The following is a 21,603-nucleotide window of genomic DNA, read 5'->3' as shown; positions in this document are numbered from 1 at the left end:
GTTTACTATTAGATGCACAAATTTAACACTTTTAAAGGAATGTCCAGCTGCTAGAAATTTCCTATTTTTAGCGAATGAAACGAATTTTATTATTTCTCACCGCTTTTCTATTTTTAGCAGGATGTAAAAAGGAAGCTCCTGTGGCGGACACCCCTATAGTGGACACCTTACAAATCCCTAGTACGACAAGCGATTCTCTTGCCTTTACGGATCAATTAAAAGCGGATTCTCTTGCCACAGCGCTAAATGAGCAGTCGGCACAGGGCAAACTCCAGTTTAAAAAAGACCAAAACGTGATTCTATCCTACGATTTGCAGGCGCAGAATGGAGAAGCAGTCGTAGAGGGCAAATCCTATGGCCTCACAAAAATGCAATTCTCGGAGAACAATTATATCTTAAGTGGGCCACAGATTAAAGTGATCGCAGAAAATGGAAGCTTTAACGAAATGACTTCGGATTGTCTCTACGGGATGGTTCCAAACGTAGAATTCATCCTCAAAGACAAAACACAAAAAATAAGTACAGTGGGTGTACAGCACTGTCCTGTATACTAAATTCGGATTTAGATGAAGGCAGTAAAAGTGCAAAATGACAATCAAAAGCGAGAATTTCTTGAATTCGCTGCACGACTCTATGCGGATGATCCTCATTATATTCGTCCCCTAGATAGGGATATTGAAGCCGTCTTCAATCCTAAAAAAAACAAGCTTTTTCAGTCGGGTACTTGTGAGCGATTTCTTTTTGTAGATAAGGAAAATAAGACCCTAGGAAAAGTCGCGGTCTTTGTCAACGCAAAATACTCTCAAGACCAACCCACAGGAGGAATCGGATTTTTTGATTGCATAAACGATCAGAATACAGCCAATTTCATCTTTGATTTCGCAAAAAAATATTTGCAAGATCGGGGGATGGAGGCAATGGACGGTTCCATTAACTTTGGGGAGCGAGATAAATTTTGGGGCGTTTTAATTGAAGGATTTGAGGAGCCTCTCTATGGAATGAATTACAATGCACCTTATTACCAGTCCCTTTTTGAAAATTATGGATTTCAGGTCTATTTCAATCAACTTTGTTTTTCGAGACCCGTACACGGTGAGGTTTCTAGACTTTTCACCCTTATGCATAAAAAGCATTCGCGAAATCCTGAATTAAAGGCCGTCTCTCTTAAAAGAAACCAACTTGAGAAATTCGCGAAGGATTTCACTCTTGTCTACAACGCGGCTTGGGCCTCGCATGGAGAAGGGAAACAAATGGATCCCAAAAAAGCGCTTCGCATGTTCAAATCGATGAAGCCTCTCATAAACGAACATATTTCTTGGTTTGTCTATCATAACGATGAACCCATTGCGATGTGGCTTAATCTTCCCGATGTCAACCAGTGGTTCAAATACTTAAAAGGGCGATTCGGACTGCTCCAAAAACTCCAATTCCTCTGGCTTAAACGATTCAAAAAGAACACCACAATGGTGGGTATCGTTTTTGGTATCGTACCGGAATGGCAAAAAACGGGGCTAGATGGCTATATGATTTGGGAAGGCACTCAACATTTACGAAAGCATACCGATTTTGAAAAAACCGAACTGCAATGGATTGGCGATTTCAATCCCAAGATGATCAAAATTGCAGAAGCACTAGATACGACGGTGACTAAAAAACTAGCCACCAATCGTTACCTTTTCGATCGCGAAAAGCCCTTCAAGCGCCTTACGGATGTGTAAATCCCTGCTCTTAGAATAAAGAGCAGGCAATTTTACGTATGTTGTCACTTTTTCCCATAGAATAAAAATGAAGTAGGGGTACACCTGCCTCTTTAAGTTCTCTGCACTGCTGGATAGCCCACTGAATTCCAATTTCTTTTACCATGGCATTGCTCGTAGCCATTTCCACTTCTTTAACAAGGTCTTGCGGAAGATCGATTTTAAATGTCTTCGGTAGCATGGAAAGATGACTTTGAATCGCAATGGGTTTAATCCCTGGAATGATTGGCACTGTAATCCCAATCTCACGAGCTTTCTCGACGAACTGAAAGTATTTTTGATTGTCAAAAAACATCTGTGTGACGACATAGTCTGCCCCAGCTTCTACTTTCTCTTTAAGCCTTTGGAGATCGGTTGCAAGTGAAGGAGCCTCAATATGCTTCTCGGGATAACCGGCCACACCCACACAAAATTTATTCTCTGAGTCGCATCGCTCATTGTCAGTTAAATACTTGCCCCTACCAATGTCATTAATCTGTTCCACGAGGTGTTTTGCGAGAGAATGACCTCCACTGCTTGGAACAAAATGAACATCTCCTTTTCTTGCATCTCCACGAAGGGCCATGATGTTTTCAATTCCAAGATAAAGACAATCAACAAGCAAATACTCGGTTTCTTCTTTGCTAAATCCACCGCAAAGCACATGAGGTACGGTATCGACTTTATATTTATGTTGTATCGCAGCACATATCCCAAGGGTCCCAGGTCTCATGCGCGTAATTCGGCGTTCCATTAACCCCCCTGCTTTTTCCAAATACACGTATTCCTCTCTTGAAGTGGTCACATCAATAAAAGGAGGATTGAATTCCATTAAAGGATCAATATGACTATACAAATCCTCAATTCCTGTTCCTCGAGTGGGGGGTATGACTTCGATGGAAAAAAGGGTCTTATCTTTTGCGGCTTTTATATGCTCTGTAATTTTCATGGTTTAAGGGAATTCTTTTTGCAATTGCTTGATCTTATTCTATAGTGCATGGGTAGATAAATTGGGTTTAAGCCATTTTTCAGCATAGCTTACATCCACCTCCTTACGGCTTGCATACTCTTCTAGTTGCTCCGGGGTAATTTTCCCGACCCCAAAGTATTTGCTTTGCGCATTAGCAAAGTAATAACCAGAAACAGCGGCTGTTGGGAACATCGCAAGACCTGGAGTCAGGGTGAGTCCAATTTTTTCTTCCACGTCAAGGAGTTTCCAAATGGTTTCTTTTTCGAGGTGATCTGGGCAGGCGGGGTATCCGGGTGCAGGCCGAATGCCCTCATAAGCTTCTTTGATCAACGATTCGTTGTCTAGCTCCTCTTCGGTTGCATACCCCCAATAGTCTTTTCGAACTTTTTCATGCAAAAATTCCGCGAAGGCTTCTGCCAAACGATCGGCTAAAGATTTTACGAGAATCGCATTGTAATCGTCGTGATCCTCATGGTATTTGGCTTCTAATTCACTTGAACCAAAACCTGTGCAAACGGCAAAACAACCTACGTAATCTTGAATACCCGAAGTTTTGGGAGCGATAAAATCGGAAAGTGCGTGGTACTCCTTCCCTTTGGATCGCTCGAGTTGTTGTCGAAGCGTATGAAATTTTGCTAAATAGTTTCCGGCGCTGTCACTTACTTCAATGTCATCTTGCTGATTTGAATTGGCTTTAAACAGCCCAAAAATAGCTTTTGCTTTCAAGAGCTTTTGGTCTATGATTTCAGAAAGTTTCTCCTGAGCTTCCTTAAAGAGTTCTCTTGCTTGTTCACCCACCACCTCGTCCTGTAAAATGTCTGGATACCTTCCGTGCAGTTCCCACGTCCGGAAAAAGGGACTCCAATCGATATAAGGGATTAGTTCACTTAAATCCTGATCTTCAAGTACATGTACTCCTAGTTTACGAGGCAAAACGGGCGGATTCTTTTCCCAGTCCACTTTGAAATTTTGTGCTCTGGCCACGGCCAACTCTACGTAGTTCTTTTCTACTTGGCGACTTAGAAATTTCTCCCGGAAATCTTTGTATTCTAGTTTTAATTCGTCTTTATAGGACTCTTTCTTTTCCCCGATTAGTCGACTTACAACTCCAACGGCTCGCGAAGCATCGTTTACATGAATCACAGCCCGGCTATATCCCGGATCAATTTTCACGGCTGTATGCGCTTTGGAAGTGGTGGCTCCACCAATTAAAAGCGGAAAATCAAGTTTTTGATGCTCTAGTTCCTGTGCCAAATGCACCATCTCGTCTAAACTGGGTGTTATAAGTCCACTTAGACCAATCGCATCCACCTTTTGCTCAATGGCCGTTTGAATAATGGTTTGAGGGGGCACCATCACTCCTAAATCAATGATTTCATAATTATTGCACCCTAGAACCACGCCCACAATATTCTTCCCAATATCGTGTACATCTCCTTTTACGGTTGCTAACAGAATTCTACCGTTGCTTGGTTTAGAACCGTCCTTTCGCTCCTCTATAAAAGGTTGTAAATAGGCTACAGCCTTTTTCATGACACGCGCGGACTTGACCACTTGAGGCAAAAACATCTTCCCGCTACCAAACAAATCGCCCACAATTCCCATTCCGGTCATAAGATGGCCTTCGATTACATGAAGAGGGTTTTCCGCCTCACTCCTTGCTTGTTCGATGTCCTCAAGAATAAAACGATCGATCCCTTTTACCAGCGCGTGATTAATTCTATCCTGTAAGGAAACTTCGCGCCAAGCTAGATCTTCTTCTAGCTTCTTAACACTAGAATCGTGCGTCATGGAATATTCCACAAGTTTCTCCGTAGCCTCTTCATTTCGGTCTAATAAGACATCTTCCACTAAGGTTAAAAGATCTGGCTTAATCTCATCGTAGATCCCAAGCAGATTCGGATTCACGATGCCTAAGTTCATACCTGCCTTGATGGCATGGTAAAGGAAAGCGGAATGCATGGCCTCCCGAACCCGGTCGTTTCCACGGAAAGAAAAGGAAACGTTTGAAACGCCTCCACTTAAAGAAACGTAAGGCAAATTCTCTTTGACCCAAGCCACCGCCTTAAAGAAATCAATTGCATTTCGTCTATGCTCTTGCATTCCTGTAGCAACAGGGAAAATATTTAGATCAAAAATAATATCCTCAGGTGGGAACTCAACCTCGTTCACTAAAAGTTCATACGAACGTTTGGCAATTTCAATTCGTCTTTCAAATGAATCCGCTTGTCCCTGCTCATCAAAAGCCATCACCACAACGGCAGCCCCATAGCGTTTGATGGTTCTAGCCTGAGTTAAAAACAAGTCTTTTCCTTCTTTTAAACTGATGGAATTCACCACTCCCTTCCCTTGAATCACTTGAAGACCCGCTTCTAGGATCTCCCATTTTGAACTGTCAATCATCACCGGAATACGCGCAATATCAGGCTCTGAGGCGATAAGGTTTAGAAATTTCACCATGCACGCCTTTCCATCAAGCAGTCCATCGTCAAAATTGACATCCAAAATTTGGGCACCTCCTTGGACTTGATCTCTAGCCACGCTTAGGGCTTCGTTAAAATCTCCTTCTTTCACAAGACGAAGAAACTTCTTACTTCCTGCCACATTGGTTCTTTCCCCTACATTGATAAAATTGCTTTCAGGAGTCACAATAAGGGGTTCTAAACCGGATAATTTTAAATACTTCATTTTCGTAGAAAGTTAATTTTCAAATTGTTTAAATTCATTTTTAAAGAGCCTCTTTCATTGCTCTTCGAGGCTTATATCCTTTTAGTGCGTTCCCAATAGCCTCAATGTGGGCAGGAGTGGTCCCACAACATCCTCCCACAATATTTACAAGCTGCTTCTCAGCATATTGTTTTACTTCCTTAGCCATTTGCTCCGCACTTTGATCGTACTCTCCAAAAGCATTGGGTAATCCCGCGTTCGGGTAAGCTGAAATACAGAACTCTGAATTTTGAGAAAGCGTTTCCAAGTGAGGCAGGAGTTGCTGCGCGCCCAGTGCACAATTAAATCCTACACTTAAAAGATCCAAATGGGAAATGGAAATTAGAAAGGCCTCCGCGGTTTGGCCACTTAAGGTTCTACCCGATTGGTCTGTGATGGTGCCAGAAACCATAATAGGAACCTCCTTTCCTGATTCTTCTCGATACAAATCAATCGCAAACAAGGCGGCCTTTGCATTGAGGGTGTCAAAGACGGTTTCAACCAACAGCAAATCAACACCTCCCTCAACCAAGGCTTTGGCTTGCTGGTAATAGGCCGTTTTCAACTCTTCAAAAGTGATCGCTCGATATCCCGGATCGCTTACATCAGGGGATAAGGAAGCGGTTTTGTTTGTAGGTCCCATAGCACCAGCAACAAACCGAGGTTTACTCGGATCCTTAGCCGTAAATTCATTGCACACTTTTCGTGCAATCTGCGCCGATTCGAAATTAAGTTCATACACAAGTTCTTCCATCCGGTAATCTCCCATCGCAATTGTTGTAGAAGAAAATGTATTGGTTTCCACGATATCGGCACCCACTTCTAAATACGCTTTGTGAACTGCCCGAATTGCCGCAGGCTGCGTAAGGGACAGAAGGTCATTGTTTCCTTTTAGGTCCGATTCCCAATTCGCAAACCGAACACCGCGGAAATCAGCCTCGGAAAACTTATATTGTTGAAGCATGGTTCCCATAGCTCCATCCAAAAGGAGAATCCTCTCATTTAAAGCTTTGTATAAAGCTTCACTATTTTTCAAAAGAGTCCGTTTTTTAGTTCCCATCCAAACCTAATTTTAAGTCCTTAATAATATCTTCTATATTCTCTAATCCCACAGAGCAGCGAACAAGTCCAGGGGAAATGCCCACTTCCATACGTTCCGATTCGAGGAGCTTTGAATGTGTGGTCGACGCAGGATGCGTGACGATGGTCCTGGTGTCTCCTAAATTAGCAGACAAGGAACAGAGTCTTACGTTATTTAAAAAACGCCTTCCTCCTTCAATGCCTCCTTTTACTTCGAATGCCACAATATTTCCGCCCAATTTCATTTGACGTTTGGCAATTTCCACAGTTGGATGAGAGGCTAGAAAGGGATAATTCACCTTTTCCACCTTGGGATGAGATTCTAAAAACTCTGCGACTTTCAGCGCATTTTCGCAGTGCTTCTCTACACGCACAGCAAGGGTTTCTAAGCTTTTGCTTAATACCCATGCATTGAAGGGAGAAAGAGAGGGACCCGTAAGCCTAGAAAATGCATAAATCAGATCAATGTATTTTTTAGATCCCACTGCGACCCCTCCTAGCACACGTCCCTGCCCATCTAAAAGCTTGGTAGCCGAGTGCACGACGACATCCGCTCCAAATTCTATAGGGCGCTGCAGATAAGGGGTTGCAAAACAGTTGTCCACAATGAATATAAGCCCTCTTTTTTTTGCAACCTCACCTAAAAACTCTAAATCCAAAATTTCAATTCCAGGATTCGTTGGGGTTTCCACATAGAGAATTTTAGTAGAAGGCGTAATGAGACTCTCAATCTCGTATTGACGCTCGGCTTTAAAATAGGTAGTTCCAATCTGCCATTTGGGAAGGTATTTCGTGAAGAGGGCATGGGTGGCTCCAAAAACACTTTGACAGCTCAAAATCTGGTCTCCGGATTCTAGTAGTGCTCCAAAGGTCGAAAAGATTGCAGACATGCCCGAGGCAAATGCGTAGCCTTTTTCTGCTCCTTCTAACAATACCATTTTGTCAACGAATTCGTTGACGTTTGGATTGCTATAGCGACTGTAAAGATTCTTTTCCTTCTCTTCGGCGAAACTAGCTCGCATGTCTTCGGCATCGTCGAAGACAAAACTTGAGGTTAAATAAAGTGCGGACGAATGTTCGCCGTATTGACTTCTAGGAGTCTGTGAACGGATGGCATCCGTTTCAAAATGAGTACTCATTCCAATTTTTTTTTTAGTTTCTATTTACTTGGTTTCACTGATACGTAACAAATCGCCAAAAACACCGCGCGCGGTCACTTTTGCGCCAGCACCTGCACCCATAATCACAATAGGCTGCTCCCCGTAGCTTTCGGTATAGATTTCAAAGACAGAATCCGATCCTTTAAGTTGTCCTAAAGGCGAATGGACGGGAAGCTCTACCAGTTTCACTTCTAAGTCTCCCTTTTCTTTTTGTAGATCACCAGAAAGGTCCCCAACATATCGCAGGACGTGTCCAGGTTTCAGGGATTGTCGACGTTTTTCATACGGAGAATCAATCTCATGAATTCGCTTCAAGAAGTTCTCTTTCGAACCCACTCGAAGAGAAGGTGGAATCAAATTTTCAATTTTGATATCGTCAAGTTCATTTTCCAAGTCAAGCTCACGAGCCAAAATCAGAAGTTTTCTTGCTACGTCTAACCCACAAAGATCTTCTCGGGGATCAGGCTCTGTAAATCCTTTGTCAATAGCCTCTTGCAAAACCTCGGAAAGAGCCTGATCTCCTTGAGAAAATTGATTGAACAAATAACTTAATGACCCTGAAAAAACTCCTTTAATTCTAGTTATGTTTTCGCCCGACAGGTGCAGTAATTTTATGGTGTCGATAAGCGGAAGGCCTGCTCCCACATTGGTTTCGTATAAATAGCGCTTGGTGTTTTTCGCAAGCAAGCGTCGAAGACTGCGATAGTTCTCAATGGGAAGGGTGTTGAATATTTTATTGGAAGAGACAATGTCAAATCCATTCTCAACAAGATACGGGTAGTGTTCTACAAATTCTCTGGACCCTGTATTGTCAATCGCTATCAGGTTTTCAAGTTGGTAGCGATGTAGCTGGGACACCAAAGTTTGAAGATCCGACACAGAATCACTGTACTCAAGTTCACTTCGCCACTCCGAGTTAATTCCTCTAGGATTAAAGATCTGTTTCTTAGAATTGGCAATCCCGACAATCCGAAGATCTAAGTTTTTTCTACGGCGAATCTCTTTTTGAGAACCTAAAACCTGCTCGATGAGGGTTCCTCCTACATTGCCATGTCCAATGATGGCGAGATGCACCACTTTCGGTTTTCCAAAAAGTTCACTTTCAATAATGCTTTTTGACTTTTCGTCTTGCGAGGAGCTCACCACGATATTGACTCGATTCTCAGAGGCCACTTGACTTAAAATGAGTGGGAACACACCGTTACGGCCCAGCTCCTGAGAGAGCCTGCTATAGTCCTCACAATCGAAGGCGAGAACCGAGACCGCATTAATGCTATAAATGGACTGTACTTTCTGCTCTTCTCTCTCTTTTTGAAATTCTCTTTCAAGGCATTCGATGGCTTTTTGAGAATCTGTGGATTGAACTAAAATGGAGAGTCCATTTTCAATGGCTTGTTGAGAAATAACCCCGACACTTATTCTAGCAAGGGTTAAGGCTTTGAAAATTCTACCGTCAATACCAACTTGATCTAAAAAATCATCACCTTCAAATCGAATAATCGCTCGGTTTTTATATAGCTTCACTTCTTTTTGGGTTTTCATACTAGGACTTTATTTATAATTGTATTTAATTGCGTGTACTCGATAAGAAAGGCATCGTGACCATGAACAGACTGAACTTCACTATAGTCTGCTTGCTTTTGATTGGCAAGAAGCAGCTCGTAGCAGTCCTTACTCTCCTTCGCGGGAAAAAACAGATCACTGTCAATCCCTATGAGATGGATTCTTGCTTCGATCTGAAGAAGTGACTCCGTTTGAACCATTATCGTGGTTAAAAGGCGATTCATCAAACGATAAGCTTTTAAACTAAATCTTTCGTTTAATCTATCTCCATGGAATTCTAACCATTCTTGGGACCGGCGCTTGCCACTTTCGGAGGAAACTTCGCTTCGAAAGCGAGAGTTAAGAGATTCAGGTGTGCGATAACAAAGCATGGCGTGGGCACGCGCCTTATGCAAAGGATTTTCAGGATGAGACAAAAGGTATTTCTGAATAAGGCATTGTGAAAAAAGCCAATCCGTGGTTTTATAATCACAGGCGATGGGAAGAAACAAATCGGTAAATTTCGGAGACTGCGCAAGCATCTCCCATCCTAAGGAGCCCCCAATCGAACCACCGATGAGTGCATAAAGATGAGTAACTTTAAGTTGAGACAGTGCTTCAAGAAAAAGTGCAGCGATATCAGAAAGTGCAAGTTCGAAGGGAAGGCTTTGATCGATTCCATCATATCCGTTTCCGGGTATGTTAAAACACAAAACACTGTAGCGATTCAAATCGATGGGTCCCCCCTCGTACACTACTTTATTCCACCACCCTTTTACTCCCGCCACCGTTGAATTTCCCGTGAGGGCATGATTAATTAGAACCACAGGCGCCTCGGCCAAAGGTTTTCCAAAAACTTCGTAACTCAAGGTAAGAGATATACTCTCCCCTAGGGAAGTTCTAAAATCGGTTATGGTAATAAAAGAAAGTGTCGGCTTCAATTTTTAAAAGATTTAAAAATTGAAAATGCGACCTAAAAAGGTAAAAAGAATTTACTGTTATCTCCCTCTCGCTAAAGAGTAGAATTTAGCACCTTTCCGCATCGCGGTAGGTTGCCAAGGTTTCATAGGGTCTATTCCCTCCACCTTTCTTGATAACATTTTCAATATGTGAATGAACTAATTGGACGCAAATATAGAACAAAATTGAGGAACCCACCTAGTAATTTTTGAGATTTTAAAAAAAACAAAAGATAAACCTTCTTTCAAATCGACATTTTGGAAGCTATTCTCGCCACTATCTAAACCCTTCTACCTGGCATCAAATGGACTGAATAAGTTTGGATCGAGCAAAAAGTATCCACTAAAAACATTTTAGCTCTTATGCATTTCAAATTTTCCATTCCTCAGGACTACATTAAGCTTCCGATTCAAGCCGTAGCGCACCGATTTTAGCGGTTTCACTTTGAGTATATGAAGGTTACAGCATTTCGTGCGAGGACTCCGTAAATTAATCTAAAACCCTTAATTTTGCACTTTGATACTGAACTATGGCAATTGAAAAGAAGCGGTTAAAAGACCCATTATGGAGAAGATTTGGACCTTATGTAAGCAACAGGCAATGGGGTACGGTAAGAGAGGATTATAGCAATCATGGAAATGCATGGGGATATACTTCATACCACGAAGCCATAAGCCGAACTTACCGTTGGAGTGAAGACGGAATCGCAGGACTTAGCGATGAAAAGCAGCTACTTTGTTTCGCTTTTAGCTTTTGGAATCAAAAAGATGAAATCCTAAAAGAAAGATTCTATGGTTTAAACAACCATCAAGGGAATCATGGGGAGGACATTAAAGAAATCTTTTATTACCTGGACGGCACGCCCACTCATTCATACATGAAAATGGTGTACAAGTATCCAATTGATGCATTTCCCTACGAACAACTCGTTCATGAGAATGCCATACGAAGCAAAAAGGATCCTGAATTTGAACTCGTCGATACAGGAATATTCAAGGACAACAAATACGTAGATCTTTTTATTGAGTATGCGAAAATCTACCACGATGACATCCTTATACGACTTACAGCCGTAAACCGCAGTAACGAGCCCGCCCCCCTGACCCTGCTTCCGACTTTATGGTATCGAAACAATTGGGACTGGGGATACGGCACTTACAAACCCAATTTAAAGCATCGTAAGGAAGGCGTTATTGAAATTGAGCATGAATCTCTCCCCTATAAATATCTATACAGCAAGGACAAAACAGCCACCACTCTATTTTGTGAAAACCAGACGAACAAACCCAAATTATCCGGCTCTTCTCAGCAGGACGGGTTTTACAAAGACGGGATTAACGATCATGTGGTGCACGGGTTAGACACCGTCAATCCAAACAAAACGGGAACGAAAGCTGCATTTTTAGTGAATACAATCCTAAGTCCTGGAGAAAGCAAAACCTTTGAGTTTAGACTCTCGCCCCACGATATGCAAGATGCCTTTTTTGACTTTGACACGGTCTTTGAGGCTAGAAAAAAGGAGGCGGATGAATTTTACGGGGAATTACAAGAGGTCATTCCAGACGCTGACGAACGAAACATTCAACGTCAAGCCTTCGCTGGACTACTTTGGAACAAACAGTTCTACCATTACAACGTGAACAAATGGCTTAAAGGAGACCCGAAAAATGGACAACCTCGAGATCCAAGCACCTACCAACGGAACCAGGAGTGGTCACATATGCACAACAAAGACATCATCTCAATGCCAGACAAATGGGAATACCCTTGGTTTGCAACTTGGGATTTAGCTTTTCACTGTGTACCTTTTGCCCTTATTGACAGTGAATTTGCGAAAAACCAAATGCGACTCCTAACCAAAGAGTGGTATATGCACCCCAATGGGCAACTTCCTGCTTACGAATGGGACTTTAGTGATGTCAATCCCCCCGTGCATGCCTGGTCCACGTTTCGAATCTTCAAAATTGATGAAAAGATAAACGGAACTCCCGACCTACCATTTTTAGAAGCGGTCTTCCAAAAGCTTCTATTAAACTTTACATGGTGGGTAAACCGGAAGGACCCGAACGACAACAATATTTTTGGTGGAGGTTTCTTAGGTCTAGACAACATTGGTGCCTTCGACCGAAACATGCAATTTCAAAACGGTCAATACCTGGAACAAGCAGACGGGACAAGTTGGATGGCCATGTTTGCTCTAAACATGATGCGCATTTCAATGGAACTAGCTCTTCACAACCCCGTCTACGAAGACATGGCCATTAAATTTTTTGAGCACTACCTCTACATCGCGGAAGCGATGGAGACCATTGGCGATAAAGACGGATTGTGGGATGAAAAGGATGGGTTCTTTTACGATGTCCTTCAAGACCAGTATGGAGATTCTGTCAACCTTAAGCTCAGAAGTATCGTAGGGCTCATTCCGATGTTTGCCGTGGAAGTGATCGAACATGAAACGCTTGAGCGTTTACCGAACTTCAAAACACGGATGGAATGGGTGCTTAAAAACAAGCCCGAGTTAGCCAATTTGGTATCGCATTGGGAAGTCGAAGGAAAAGGCAGAAAACATTTAATGAGCATCTTGAGGAAAACAAGACTTTCTCGAATCCTCAACCGAATGCTCGATGAAAAAGAATTCTTAAGTCCCTACGGCGTTCGTTCTCTTTCCAAAGTATATGAAGAAAACCCTTTTGAATTCACCTTTGAAAAACAACACTTCAAAGTCCAATACTTACCGGCAGAAAGCGATAGCAGCATGTTTGGGGGCAATAGCAATTGGCGAGGACCCATCTGGTTCCCCATCAACTTCCTCATTGTGGAAAGTCTTCAAAGATTCCACTATTACTACGACGAAAGTCTCCAAGTAGAATACCCAACAGGGAGCGGAGAAATGCGAAACCTCGATTTTATTTCGTCAGATCTAATCGAAAGATTAAAATCAATTTTTACGCGAGATGAAATGGGCAAAAGAGCGTTTAATGCAAACAATGATTTATTCAACCACGATCCCCATTTCAAGGATTACATCATGTTCTATGAATATTTCCACGGAGACAATGGTCGAGGGGTAGGTGCCTCCCATCAATGCGGTTGGACTGCTACCCTTGCCAAACTAATTCAACCTCGGTTAGGTTAATTGACCGCACTTTCTTCCACCTTGGCTCCATTCACATGAACTTCATAGTTTACGGTTACATTGGGCTCTAACGTCTTGGAGACAGAACAGTATTTGTCAAAGGACAATTGAGCCGCTTTGTACGCTTTTTGAGGATCTACACCGCCTTCAAGAAAGAACTTGACCAAAATCGCTTTAAAGGGCTTTGCACTTCCTACTTGTTCGCGATCCCCAGTAACCTCTGCTTTAAAAGACGTTACCTCCTGCTTTTGTTTTTGTAAGATGGCAACAATATCAATCCCACTGCAACTTGCCACGGCCATAAGTACGGTCTCCATAGGAGAAACCCCTTTGGCACCCTCTCTTGAGGTATTGTCAAGCAAAATTGAATTGCCAGATGCATTTGTGCATTGAAAAAGAAAGTTTTCGTCGATTCGTTCTAAATGAATTTGCATAAAATAGGGTATTTATTTTTCCAAATGTAAAGATACCAAATTCTTAAAAGACCCCTCTCGATAAGAAAGAAAAGATTGGCACTTCTTTCGCTGCATACGTAGGACAATCTGTTTTATTTGAACAGATCCTATGAGTAAATTAAAAAACTTCAAATATGACTTACGAAAATCAAAGAAGCGGAAACGGAGGTGTGATCCTTCTGAAAAAAGAGCAGGAAGAAATTGGCCGACTCACCTATACGCTATTCCCAGACGACAAAAAAATGATTATCTCTTTCGTTTTGGTTCACCCTCAACATGAAGGAAAAGGAATGGGGAAATACCTTGTGAGCAATGCAATTGAATTTGCGCGAGAAAACCAATGGAATATATATCCACACTGTTCCTATGCACGTTCGGTTATGATGAGAATGCCGGAAGTGCAAGATATTTTATTAAAAACGAACGATTAAGAAAAATGCGCTACTTTTTAAAAGGTAGCGCATTAGTTTTTACAAGGAATTAAGAAGCTCCTCCGTGATTTCCATATTGTGGTAGACGTTTTGCACATCGTCATCGTCCTCAAACCTTTCAAGCATTTTCATGTTGGCTTTGAATTGCTCTTCGGTAACCGCTTTGGTCGAATTCGGGATTCTTTGAAGCTCCGCACTCTTTGCTTCTATGCTCATGGATTCAAGCTTATGTGAAAGAGTCCCAAAATCTTCAAACGCTGTGGTCACCATTACTTCTTCCGCATCACTATCTATCTCGTCTGCACCTCCATCAATCATTTCCATTTCAAAATCATCCCAATCCATAGTGACTAGAGATTTATCTAGAGTGAAGATTCCATGACGGTCAAAAATGAAGGCAAGCTCTCCGTTTTTCCCAAGGTTCCCATCAAATTTATTAAAAATGGCTCTGACATTAGCTACTGTACGAGTAGGGTTGTTTGTGGTACATTCCACAAAAAAAGCAACACCTCCTTGTCCGTACCCTTCGTAAGTGACCTCTTCATAGTGTTCTGCTTCAGCTCCGCTCGCTTTTTTAATGGCACGTTCTACATTGTCTTTCGGCATATTTGCACCCTTCGCATTTTGAATGCAACGCCTTAACGTGGGGTTCGTATCCGGATCCGGTCCTCCTGATTTCACTGCAAGTGCAATGTCTTTTCCAATTCTTGAAAAAGTTTTGGCCATCTTATCCCAACGGGCCATCTTTGATGCTTTTCTATATTCGAATGCGCGTCCCATAACTTAATTTTTACGATACAAAAATACTGAAAAATGAGCATAAAAAAAACACCCGCTTAGAGCGAGTGTTTCTTTTTATTAAGATTCAATTACGACTAGTAATCTCTCTTTTTGATAGCATCCCAAGCAGCAGCATCAACCGCGCTTACGACAACTTTTCTGTCTTTAAGTCTTTCTTCGTTAGATGCGTTTTCGTCAACTGTAGCTTCTGATTCACCTAAACCTTTTGATTTAAGTTGAGAATCTACAACTCCTCTCGCTTCTAATCCTTTTACAACTGCAGCAGCTCTTCTTTGAGATAACTTCAAGTTGTAAGCAGCAGAACCTTTTTTGTCTGTATGACCAGCAACTAGGAATGTTCCACCGTTAGAAGATTTGATGATTTCAGCAGCTGCATCTAATTTAGGTTGAGATTCAGCTCTTACAGTTGATTTATCGAAATCGAATAAGATATCGGTAAGTGCAACCGTTGCATCTTGTGCAAGATCTTCTTGTGGTTTAGGACATCCGTTGTACTCAGCAAGACCTGGAACAGTTTTACAAGCATCGTCTTTGTCTAATACTCCGTCTCCGTCAGTATCTGGCCAAGGACATCCGTTGTTATCTGCTGGACCTGCAACATCTGGACATTGGTCATCTTTGTCTGGAACTCCATCACCGTCAGTATCTGGACATCCTTGGAATTCAGGTAAACCTGCTTCGTCTGGACATAGATCGTCTTTGTCTAGGATTCCGTCTTTATCTCTGTCTGATTGTCCGAATCTAAATAATAGAGACGCACCTGCTTGGAAAAAGTTCGCAACAGAAGATTTGTCTCCTGGAGTAGAAACGTAATCTCCTTGGATACCTAAACCGAAGTTGTCAGTTAACCAGAAGTTAGATCCGATACCAGTTGCAAGAGCGAAATGGTTAGCACCTACTGCTTTACCGTCTCCGTTCACTACACCTGTACCTGAATAGTCATGTCTTAGGTAGTTAGCACCAACTCTTAAGTACGGGTCGAACCAAGATTCTTCGTTCCAAAGAGAGTTTGCTTTTAATTGTAGACCTAGACCAGTCATTAGCATGAATTCTTTATCCATACCGATTTTTTTGTTGTCTACGTTACCTACAGTAGTTTGCCAGTCTAACACTAACGGACCTGTAAGGTGTCTTGCAACAGTTAATTTAGAAAGTGGTGGTGTGATAGTAAAGTTGTTAATACTATATAACTCTTCACCCGAGAACGCTTGTTTAAAAACGTCACCAACATTTCCACCAGCTGCTACGTGATTCTCCGCGTGAGCTCCCACCCCGATTAACCACGGGTTGTTCGCTGTCTGCGCAAATACAGTAGAGGCAACGGTTAGTGCCAATGCTGAAATTCCTAATTTTAGATTTTTCATAGAATTAAATGATTAAATAATTGATAATGCAAAATAAATATAATTTTTCTTTATAAACAAAGATTTACAGAGATTTTTTCACCTATCCTTTAGGATTCTCTCCATATTTCTTTTATTTTCTCTATCTTTTATAGCTTCTCTTTTGTCAAACAGTTTTTTTCCCTTCGCTAAGGAAATCAGTAATTTGGCAATTCCTTTTTCATTTATATACAATTTCAAAGGCACGATCGTAGTTCCTACGTCTTTGAGTTTTTTCTCAAATTTCTGCAATTCCCTTTTGTGCAAGAGCAATTTCCGTTCCCTTTTCGTTTTGTGATTGTAAAAAGTACCGAGTTTATACTCATCTATAGACATATTGATTACATATAACTCCCCTTCAATCATCTGACAAAAACTCTCCGTGATCGAAGCTTTTGAAGAACGTAATGATTTGATTTCTGTCCCCGTAAGCACGATCCCTGCTTCGATTTGCTCAATTAATTCGAATTCGAATCGAGCCCGTTTGTTTAAAATGGTAACCGTTTTTTCTATCTTCATTTGGATGGCGTAAAGGTACGAACTGGTAAGTTTCTCGAATTTATATAATTTTAGCTTTGTTTTTTAGAACTAAAGGCAAATTTAACCCTTTTTAAATATACCGTATATATTTTTTCTAATGTTCTTTAATAAAATGACATACGTGGTAAAGCCAATTAGTTTTCGTAATTTTGCGGCAAATCTACAAAACTCTATGTTAACAGTATCTAATTTATCTCTTCAGTTCGGTAAGAGAGTGCTTTTTGACGAAGTAAACATTATGTTTACCAAAGGCAATTGCTACGGGATTATTGGAGCCAACGGGGCAGGAAAGTCCACTTTCCTTAAAATCCTCACTGGAAAACAAGTACCCACCACCGGAACCGTTTCACTTGAACCCGGCAAAAGAATGTCTGTATTGGAGCAGGATCACTTTGCTTACGATAATTTCACAGTTTTGGAAACCGTCCTTCGTGGAAATGAAAAGCTATTTGCAATTAAAGAAGCGATGGATGCGCTTTATGCAAAGCCTGATTTTTCAGATGAAGACGGAATTAAAGCGGGTGAACTCGGTGTCACTTACGAAGAAATGGGCGGTTGGAACGCAGAATCAGATGCACAAACCATGCTCTCCAACGTAGGGGTGAAAGACGACATGCATTACCAAATGATGAGCGAACTTGAAAACAAGGATAAAGTAAAGGTTCTCTTGGCACAAGCTCTTTTTGGAAATCCTGACGTTCTAATCTTAGACGAACCAACCAACGACCTTGACATTGATACCATTGCTTGGTTAGAAGATTTCTTGGCTGATTATGAAAACACAGTAATTGTTGTATCTCACGACCGTCACTTCTTAGACGCCGTTTGTACACACATCGGTGACTTAGATTATGCAAAACTTAATCTCTATACAGGAAACTATTCCTTCTGGTACCAAGCCTCTCAACTTGCCACAAGACAAAGACAGCAAGCGAACAAAAAGGCAGAGGAAAAAAAGAAGGAGCTTCAAGACTTTATTGCGCGATTCAGCTCAAACGTAGCGAAAGCAAAGCAAGCGACCGCAAGAAAGAAGATGATCGACAAATTAAATATTGACGACATCAAACCTTCTTCTAGACGCTACCCTGCTATTATTTTTGAAACGGAACGTGAAGCAGGAGACCAAATTCTAGAAGTTCAAGGACTTTCTAAGACTAAAGATTCTGAACTTTTGTTCTCAAACATTGATTTCAAGTTAAAAAAAGGCGACAAAGTGGCGATCTTATCAAGAAACTCCTTGGCAATCACTGAATTTTTTGAAATCATTGCTGGAAATCAAACAGCGGACAAAGGAGATTATCAGTGGGGAGTTACCACAAACCAATCCTACATTCCTCTTGATAACAACGAATTTTTCCAGGACAAAGACTCATCCCTAGTAGATTGGCTAAGACAATTCACCAAGAACGATGAGGAAAGACACGAAGAATACATGCGTGGGTTCCTTGGGAAAATGCTTTTCTCAGGAGACGAAGCCCTTAAATCCAGCACGGTACTTTCTGGAGGTGAAAAAATGCGTTGTATGTTTAGCCGCATGATGCTTCAAAGAGCAAACGTTCTTTTAATGGACGAGCCTACCAACCACTTGGACCTAGAAAGTATTACCACTTTAAACAACTCTCTTGTTAACTTTAAAGGCACAATCTTACTTTCTTCTCATGACCACGAAATGTTGGAAACGGTCTGTAACCGAATCATTGAGCTCACTCCAAAAGGAGTCATTGATCGCGACATGACTTACGATGAGTACTTGTCAGACAAAAAAATGAAAGAACTTAGAGAACAAATGTATTCTTAGATTCGATCTAACTCATACCCTTAAACCGCACTCACAAAAGTGCGGTTTTTTCATTCTTGCAAGTCAAACAAGCAGGGATTTATCCCCTTGATTCACCACGGTAAAACAAAAATATTTGTGTATTTTTGTAGACCTATGAAACAAAAATGGATTTACAGAACAGAGCCCAATGAGGATGTAGTCGACGCACTAAGTACCTCGCTAGGTTTCGGGACTCTGGAATCTAAAATCCTCGTACTACGAGGAATAGACAATTATCAAAAAGCCCGAGAGTTTTTCAAACCCAATCTTACCGATATCCATAATCCTTTTTTGATGGCAGACATGCAGAAAGCCGTTGAGCGCATCGCCACGGCCATCGAAATGGGAGAAAAAATTATGGTTTACGGAGATTACGATGTGGACGGCACTACCGCGGTAGCTTTAATGTATCTCTACTTAAGCAAACTGGTTGAAAAAAAATATTTAGACTATTACATCCCCGACCGTAATTCAGAAGGATACGGAATCTCGGACGAAGGTATCGAGTTCGCAAGAGACCAGGGCTACTCGCTTATTATCGCCTTAGACTGCGGGATCAAAGCAATTAATCAAGTCGAATACGCCAAGTCCTATGGGATTGACTTTATCATTTGTGACCATCATTTGCCTGGACCTGAAATTCCGAAGGCAGCCGCAGTTTTAGATCCAAAACGAAAAGACTGCCGTTACCCTTTCAAAGAACTTTCCGGTTGCGGGGTTGGATTTAAGCTCTGTCAAGGACTCAATACCATTTATAAAATTCCTGAAACAGAACTTCACGAACTGACAGACCTCCTCGCCATTTCCATTGCGGCGGATATCGTTTCAATGACAGGAGAAAACAGAGTTCTTGCAAAGATGGGACTGAAGACCCTAAGAAAAACAAGAAACATTGGCCTACGTTTATTGATCCCCGAGGAAAAGCTAGCTACTTATGAAATCTCAAACATAGTTTTTGAGATTGCCCCTAAGATAAATGCAGCGGGAAGAATCTCCCATGGAAAAGCAGCGGTTGAACTGATGGTGTCTGACAATTTAAAGCATGCCAACAAAATCGCTAAGAACATTGTGGATTTAAATGACTCTCGTCGAGAACTTGATTTAAGTTCGACGACCGATGCGTTGCAGCAAGTTTTAGATACACATCAGGATTCCTTAACCACAACTGTCGTTTATGGTCCTGACTGGAACAAAGGAGTCATCGGGATTGTGGCCTCGCGGCTCACCGAAAGCCACTACAAACCAACGGTGGTCTTTACCGACGGAAACAATGGAGAGCTTGTAGCGTCTGCACGTTCCGTGTCTGATTTCGATGTCCATAGGGCGCTCGAGAATTGCTCTGAACTTTTCACCAAATTTGGAGGCCACCCTGCTGCAGCAGGACTTTCCATGGAAAAAGACAAATTAGAAGAATTCAAAATAAAGTTTGAAAAAACGGTAACAGAGACCATTGAAGATTATCAAAAAGAGCCCTCTATCGTAATTGATGGAAAGGTAGAAGTCGAAGATTTGGGCAAGGACTTCTTTAATTTTCATAGAAAGCTAGGTCCCTTTGGTCCTCACAATCAAAAACCTGTACTTACGCTCACAAACCGCAAAATCAGAGGAGTGGCAAAGCAAATGGGAAAAGAAGGCAATCACATTAAGTTTTATCTTCACAATCCACAGAACAACCGAAACATTGAATGTGTCGGATTTAAATTGGGAAAGTATTTTACTGAATTCAACACTAAGTCCTTTGATATTGCGTTTACCGCAGAAGAAAATCATTGGAAAGGCAATGTCACCTATTACTTAAACATTAAAGACGTTAAGTTCAATGAAAGCTAAAAAAGTAGGACTTTTCTTTGGGTCTTTTAACCCCATTCACATTGGTCATTTGATTCTTGCAAACTATATATTAGAGTTTTCAGATTTGGACGAACTTTGGTTTGTCGTAAGCCCCCACAGTCCATTCAAAGACAAAAAATCACTTTTAGCCGATCACCACCGTTTGGATATGGTACAACAAGCCATCGCGTCGTATCCTAAAATGCGAGCTTCTAATGTTGAATTTTCACTTCCAAAACCTAGTTATACAGTAGACACTCTTGCATACCTTCACGAGAAGCATCCTACTTACAGTTTTAGTCTTATCATGGGCGAGGACAATCTGAAAGGGCTTTCTAAGTGGAAAAATGCATCGCAGATAATTGATAACCATCAAATCATTGTGTATCCACGCCTTAATAGCGACCAACAGACCCAGTCCCCTTCCGAGTTAAGCCCTATGATCTCCTTAATTGAGGCCCCAATCATTGAAATCTCTGCCACTGAGATTAGAAGAATGATCAAAGAAGGAAAAAACGTCCGTCCGATGCTCCCTGCAGAAGTCTACGACTATTTAGAAGGAAGCTCATTTTACAAATCTTAAATTTTCTATTCATGCAACCCACTGTCGACAAATTTATAGCAAAATACGGCGAAGAAAAAGTAATTCGCTGGTTCAAAAAAGCTTGTATTATTGAGGCTTGGACATGCTTCTTTTTATACTTAGTGGCGATGCCCCTTAAGCGCTATTTTCCGGAAGCAGATTTTGCACTCATTTTCATTATCGTCGTGGGAAATATCCACGGACTCTTCTTTACCCTCTATTTGCTGCTTACAATACCTGCCAGGACAATCTATTCTTGGGACGATGAGGATTTCATTTTTGCCATCTTAGCTGCTTTCTTTCCGTTCGCAACGATATGGATCGACAAGAAACTGGCAAAATTTGATCGCGAAGAGTAGTATTTTTCAATTTTGATGTAACGTTTTCTCTCTTTACCTGTCTTATTAGAACAGGAAGGCATTTCTATGTAAATTTACTATTCTGACTATCAGCATATTAATGTGTAAAATAA

General features: G+C 41.4%; 18 protein-coding genes and 1 riboswitch. Of the genes, 8 read left to right on the top strand and 10 right to left on the bottom strand.

Features of this window, described 5'->3' with window-relative positions:
- Nucleotides 1-74 precede the first annotated feature (74 nt).
- Both ACX3PU_RS02300 and ACX3PU_RS02295 read left to right on the top strand, forming a co-directional pair.
- Complete coding sequence (locus ACX3PU_RS02300) at nucleotides 75-554, top strand: hypothetical protein (RefSeq protein WP_459083287.1); 480 nt, start codon at nucleotides 75-77, stop codon at nucleotides 552-554.
- A gap of 12 nt (nucleotides 555-566) precedes the next feature.
- A complete protein-coding gene (locus ACX3PU_RS02295; RefSeq protein WP_459083286.1) occupies nucleotides 567-1,718 on the top strand; it encodes a hypothetical protein in 1,152 nt (383 codons plus the stop codon).
- Between the two features lie 10 nt (nucleotides 1,719-1,728).
- On the opposite strand, the gene ACX3PU_RS02290 is transcribed toward ACX3PU_RS02295, so the two are convergent.
- The 6 genes from ACX3PU_RS02290 to ACX3PU_RS02265 are packed head-to-tail and all read right to left on the bottom strand — an operon-like array spanning nucleotide 1,729 to nucleotide 10,135.
- Nucleotides 1,729-2,685, bottom strand: a complete 957-nt coding sequence (locus ACX3PU_RS02290) for a methylenetetrahydrofolate reductase (RefSeq protein ID WP_459083285.1) — start codon at nucleotides 2,683-2,685, stop codon at nucleotides 1,729-1,731.
- A 39-nt stretch (nucleotides 2,686-2,724) separates the two neighbouring features.
- Nucleotides 2,725-5,394, bottom strand: coding sequence for a methionine synthase (metH, locus tag ACX3PU_RS02285; RefSeq protein WP_459083284.1), 2,670 nt, complete (start codon nucleotides 5,392-5,394; stop codon nucleotides 2,725-2,727).
- Between the two features lie 40 nt (nucleotides 5,395-5,434).
- The gene (locus ACX3PU_RS02280) at nucleotides 5,435-6,472 is read right to left on the bottom strand and encodes a homocysteine S-methyltransferase family protein (RefSeq protein WP_459083283.1); all 1,038 of its coding nucleotides are present in this window, start codon (nucleotides 6,470-6,472) and stop codon (nucleotides 5,435-5,437) included.
- A complete protein-coding gene (locus ACX3PU_RS02275) occupies nucleotides 6,462-7,631 on the bottom strand; it encodes a trans-sulfuration enzyme family protein (protein WP_459083282.1) in 1,170 nt (389 codons plus the stop codon). Before ACX3PU_RS02275 ends, ACX3PU_RS02280 begins: the two co-directional genes overlap by 11 nt.
- A 24-nt stretch (nucleotides 7,632-7,655) precedes the next feature.
- Nucleotides 7,656-9,194 carry an ACT domain-containing protein gene (locus ACX3PU_RS02270; RefSeq protein WP_459083281.1) on the bottom strand — a complete coding sequence of 513 codons (1,539 nt, stop codon included), beginning with the start codon at nucleotides 9,192-9,194 and terminating at the stop codon, nucleotides 7,656-7,658.
- A complete protein-coding gene (locus ACX3PU_RS02265) occupies nucleotides 9,191-10,135 on the bottom strand; it encodes an alpha/beta fold hydrolase (RefSeq protein ID WP_459083280.1) in 945 nt (314 codons plus the stop codon). The genes ACX3PU_RS02270 and ACX3PU_RS02265 overlap by 4 nt, the downstream gene beginning before the upstream one ends.
- Before the next feature lie 54 nt (nucleotides 10,136-10,189).
- A riboswitch (SAM riboswitch) is annotated at nucleotides 10,190-10,294 on the bottom strand.
- 389 nt (nucleotides 10,295-10,683) lie between these two features.
- On the opposite strand from ACX3PU_RS02265, the gene ACX3PU_RS02260 reads away from it, so the two are divergent.
- Nucleotides 10,684-13,290 (top strand): MGH1-like glycoside hydrolase domain-containing protein, encoded by a 2,607-nt coding sequence (locus ACX3PU_RS02260; protein WP_459083279.1) that lies wholly within the window; start codon nucleotides 10,684-10,686, stop codon nucleotides 13,288-13,290.
- Here the strand turns inward: ACX3PU_RS02260 and ACX3PU_RS02255 are convergent.
- Nucleotides 13,287-13,724, bottom strand: coding sequence for an OsmC family protein (locus tag ACX3PU_RS02255; RefSeq protein ID WP_459083278.1), 438 nt, complete (start codon nucleotides 13,722-13,724; stop codon nucleotides 13,287-13,289). The genes ACX3PU_RS02260 and ACX3PU_RS02255 overlap by 4 nt on opposite strands.
- Nucleotides 13,725-13,879: 155 nt before the next feature.
- On the opposite strand from ACX3PU_RS02255, the gene ACX3PU_RS02250 reads away from it, so the two are divergent.
- Complete coding sequence (locus ACX3PU_RS02250; protein ID WP_459083277.1) at nucleotides 13,880-14,176, top strand: GNAT family N-acetyltransferase; 297 nt, start codon at nucleotides 13,880-13,882, stop codon at nucleotides 14,174-14,176.
- A gap of 39 nt (nucleotides 14,177-14,215) precedes the next feature.
- Here ACX3PU_RS02250 and ACX3PU_RS02245 read toward each other — a convergent pair whose 3' ends face one another.
- The 3 genes from ACX3PU_RS02245 to smpB form a co-directional block, all read right to left on the bottom strand.
- Nucleotides 14,216-14,956 carry a YebC/PmpR family DNA-binding transcriptional regulator gene (locus ACX3PU_RS02245; protein ID WP_459083276.1) on the bottom strand — a complete coding sequence of 247 codons (741 nt, stop codon included), beginning with the start codon at nucleotides 14,954-14,956 and terminating at the stop codon, nucleotides 14,216-14,218.
- Nucleotides 14,957-15,051: 95 nt separating this feature from the next.
- Nucleotides 15,052-16,341, bottom strand: coding sequence for an OmpA family protein (locus ACX3PU_RS02240; RefSeq protein WP_459083275.1), 1,290 nt, complete (start codon nucleotides 16,339-16,341; stop codon nucleotides 15,052-15,054).
- A gap of 78 nt (nucleotides 16,342-16,419) precedes the next feature.
- The gene (smpB, locus tag ACX3PU_RS02235; RefSeq protein WP_459083274.1) at nucleotides 16,420-16,878 is read right to left on the bottom strand and encodes an SsrA-binding protein SmpB; all 459 of its coding nucleotides are present in this window, start codon (nucleotides 16,876-16,878) and stop codon (nucleotides 16,420-16,422) included.
- A 193-nt stretch (nucleotides 16,879-17,071) separates the two neighbouring features.
- Here smpB and ACX3PU_RS02230 point away from each other — a divergent pair, with 193 nt between their 5' ends.
- The 4 genes from ACX3PU_RS02230 to ACX3PU_RS02215 all read left to right on the top strand — a co-directional run bounded on the left by ACX3PU_RS02230 (nucleotide 17,072) and on the right by ACX3PU_RS02215 (nucleotide 21,490).
- Nucleotides 17,072-18,697 carry an ABC-F family ATP-binding cassette domain-containing protein gene (locus tag ACX3PU_RS02230; protein WP_459083273.1) on the top strand — a complete coding sequence of 542 codons (1,626 nt, stop codon included), beginning with the start codon at nucleotides 17,072-17,074 and terminating at the stop codon, nucleotides 18,695-18,697.
- A gap of 135 nt (nucleotides 18,698-18,832) precedes the next feature.
- On the top strand, nucleotides 18,833-20,548 hold the full coding sequence (recJ, locus tag ACX3PU_RS02225) for a single-stranded-DNA-specific exonuclease RecJ (RefSeq protein WP_459083272.1): 1,716 nt from the start codon (nucleotides 18,833-18,835) through the stop codon (nucleotides 20,546-20,548).
- Entirely contained in the window at nucleotides 20,538-21,131 is a 594-nt protein-coding gene (gene nadD / locus ACX3PU_RS02220; RefSeq protein ID WP_459083271.1) for a nicotinate (nicotinamide) nucleotide adenylyltransferase, read from the top strand. Before recJ ends, nadD begins: the two co-directional genes overlap by 11 nt.
- A gap of 11 nt (nucleotides 21,132-21,142) precedes the next feature.
- The gene (locus ACX3PU_RS02215) at nucleotides 21,143-21,490 is read left to right on the top strand and encodes a DUF3817 domain-containing protein (protein WP_459083270.1); all 348 of its coding nucleotides are present in this window, start codon (nucleotides 21,143-21,145) and stop codon (nucleotides 21,488-21,490) included.
- Nucleotides 21,491-21,603 lie beyond the last annotated feature (113 nt).

It is taken from the genome of Chryseobacterium sp. A301, from assembly GCF_054489425.1.
This window is presented reverse-complemented; position numbering and strand designations above follow the sequence as displayed.

Excerpts from the sequence above, each read along its gene's own strand:
- ACX3PU_RS02230 (WP_459083273.1), top strand. The coding sequence starts at position 17,072 with ATGTTAACAGTATCTAATTTATCTCTTCAGTTCGGTAAGAGAGTGCTT.
- ACX3PU_RS02275 (WP_459083282.1), bottom strand. The coding sequence starts at position 7,631 with ATGAGTACTCATTTTGAAACGGATGCCATCCGTTCACAGACTCCTAGA.
- ACX3PU_RS02270 (WP_459083281.1), bottom strand. The coding sequence starts at position 9,194 with ATGAAAACCCAAAAAGAAGTGAAGCTATATAAAAACCGAGCGATTATT.
- ACX3PU_RS02215 (WP_459083270.1), top strand. The coding sequence starts at position 21,143 with ATGCAACCCACTGTCGACAAATTTATAGCAAAATACGGCGAAGAAAAA.
- smpB (WP_459083274.1), bottom strand. The coding sequence starts at position 16,878 with ATGAAGATAGAAAAAACGGTTACCATTTTAAACAAACGGGCTCGATTC.
- nadD (WP_459083271.1), top strand. The coding sequence starts at position 20,538 with ATGAAAGCTAAAAAAGTAGGACTTTTCTTTGGGTCTTTTAACCCCATT.
- ACX3PU_RS02250 (WP_459083277.1), top strand. The coding sequence starts at position 13,880 with ATGACTTACGAAAATCAAAGAAGCGGAAACGGAGGTGTGATCCTTCTG.
- ACX3PU_RS02280 (WP_459083283.1), bottom strand. The coding sequence starts at position 6,472 with ATGGGAACTAAAAAACGGACTCTTTTGAAAAATAGTGAAGCTTTATAC.
- ACX3PU_RS02255 (WP_459083278.1), bottom strand. The coding sequence starts at position 13,724 with ATGCAAATTCATTTAGAACGAATCGACGAAAACTTTCTTTTTCAATGC.
- ACX3PU_RS02295 (WP_459083286.1), top strand. The coding sequence starts at position 567 with ATGAAGGCAGTAAAAGTGCAAAATGACAATCAAAAGCGAGAATTTCTT.
- ACX3PU_RS02300 (WP_459083287.1), top strand. The coding sequence starts at position 75 with ATGAAACGAATTTTATTATTTCTCACCGCTTTTCTATTTTTAGCAGGA.
- ACX3PU_RS02290 (WP_459083285.1), bottom strand. The coding sequence starts at position 2,685 with ATGAAAATTACAGAGCATATAAAAGCCGCAAAAGATAAGACCCTTTTT.
- metH (WP_459083284.1), bottom strand. The coding sequence starts at position 5,394 with ATGAAGTATTTAAAATTATCCGGTTTAGAACCCCTTATTGTGACTCCT.
- ACX3PU_RS02245 (WP_459083276.1), bottom strand. The coding sequence starts at position 14,956 with ATGGGACGCGCATTCGAATATAGAAAAGCATCAAAGATGGCCCGTTGG.
- recJ (WP_459083272.1), top strand. The coding sequence starts at position 18,833 with ATGAAACAAAAATGGATTTACAGAACAGAGCCCAATGAGGATGTAGTC.
- ACX3PU_RS02240 (WP_459083275.1), bottom strand. The coding sequence starts at position 16,341 with ATGAAAAATCTAAAATTAGGAATTTCAGCATTGGCACTAACCGTTGCC.
- ACX3PU_RS02260 (WP_459083279.1), top strand. The coding sequence starts at position 10,684 with ATGGCAATTGAAAAGAAGCGGTTAAAAGACCCATTATGGAGAAGATTT.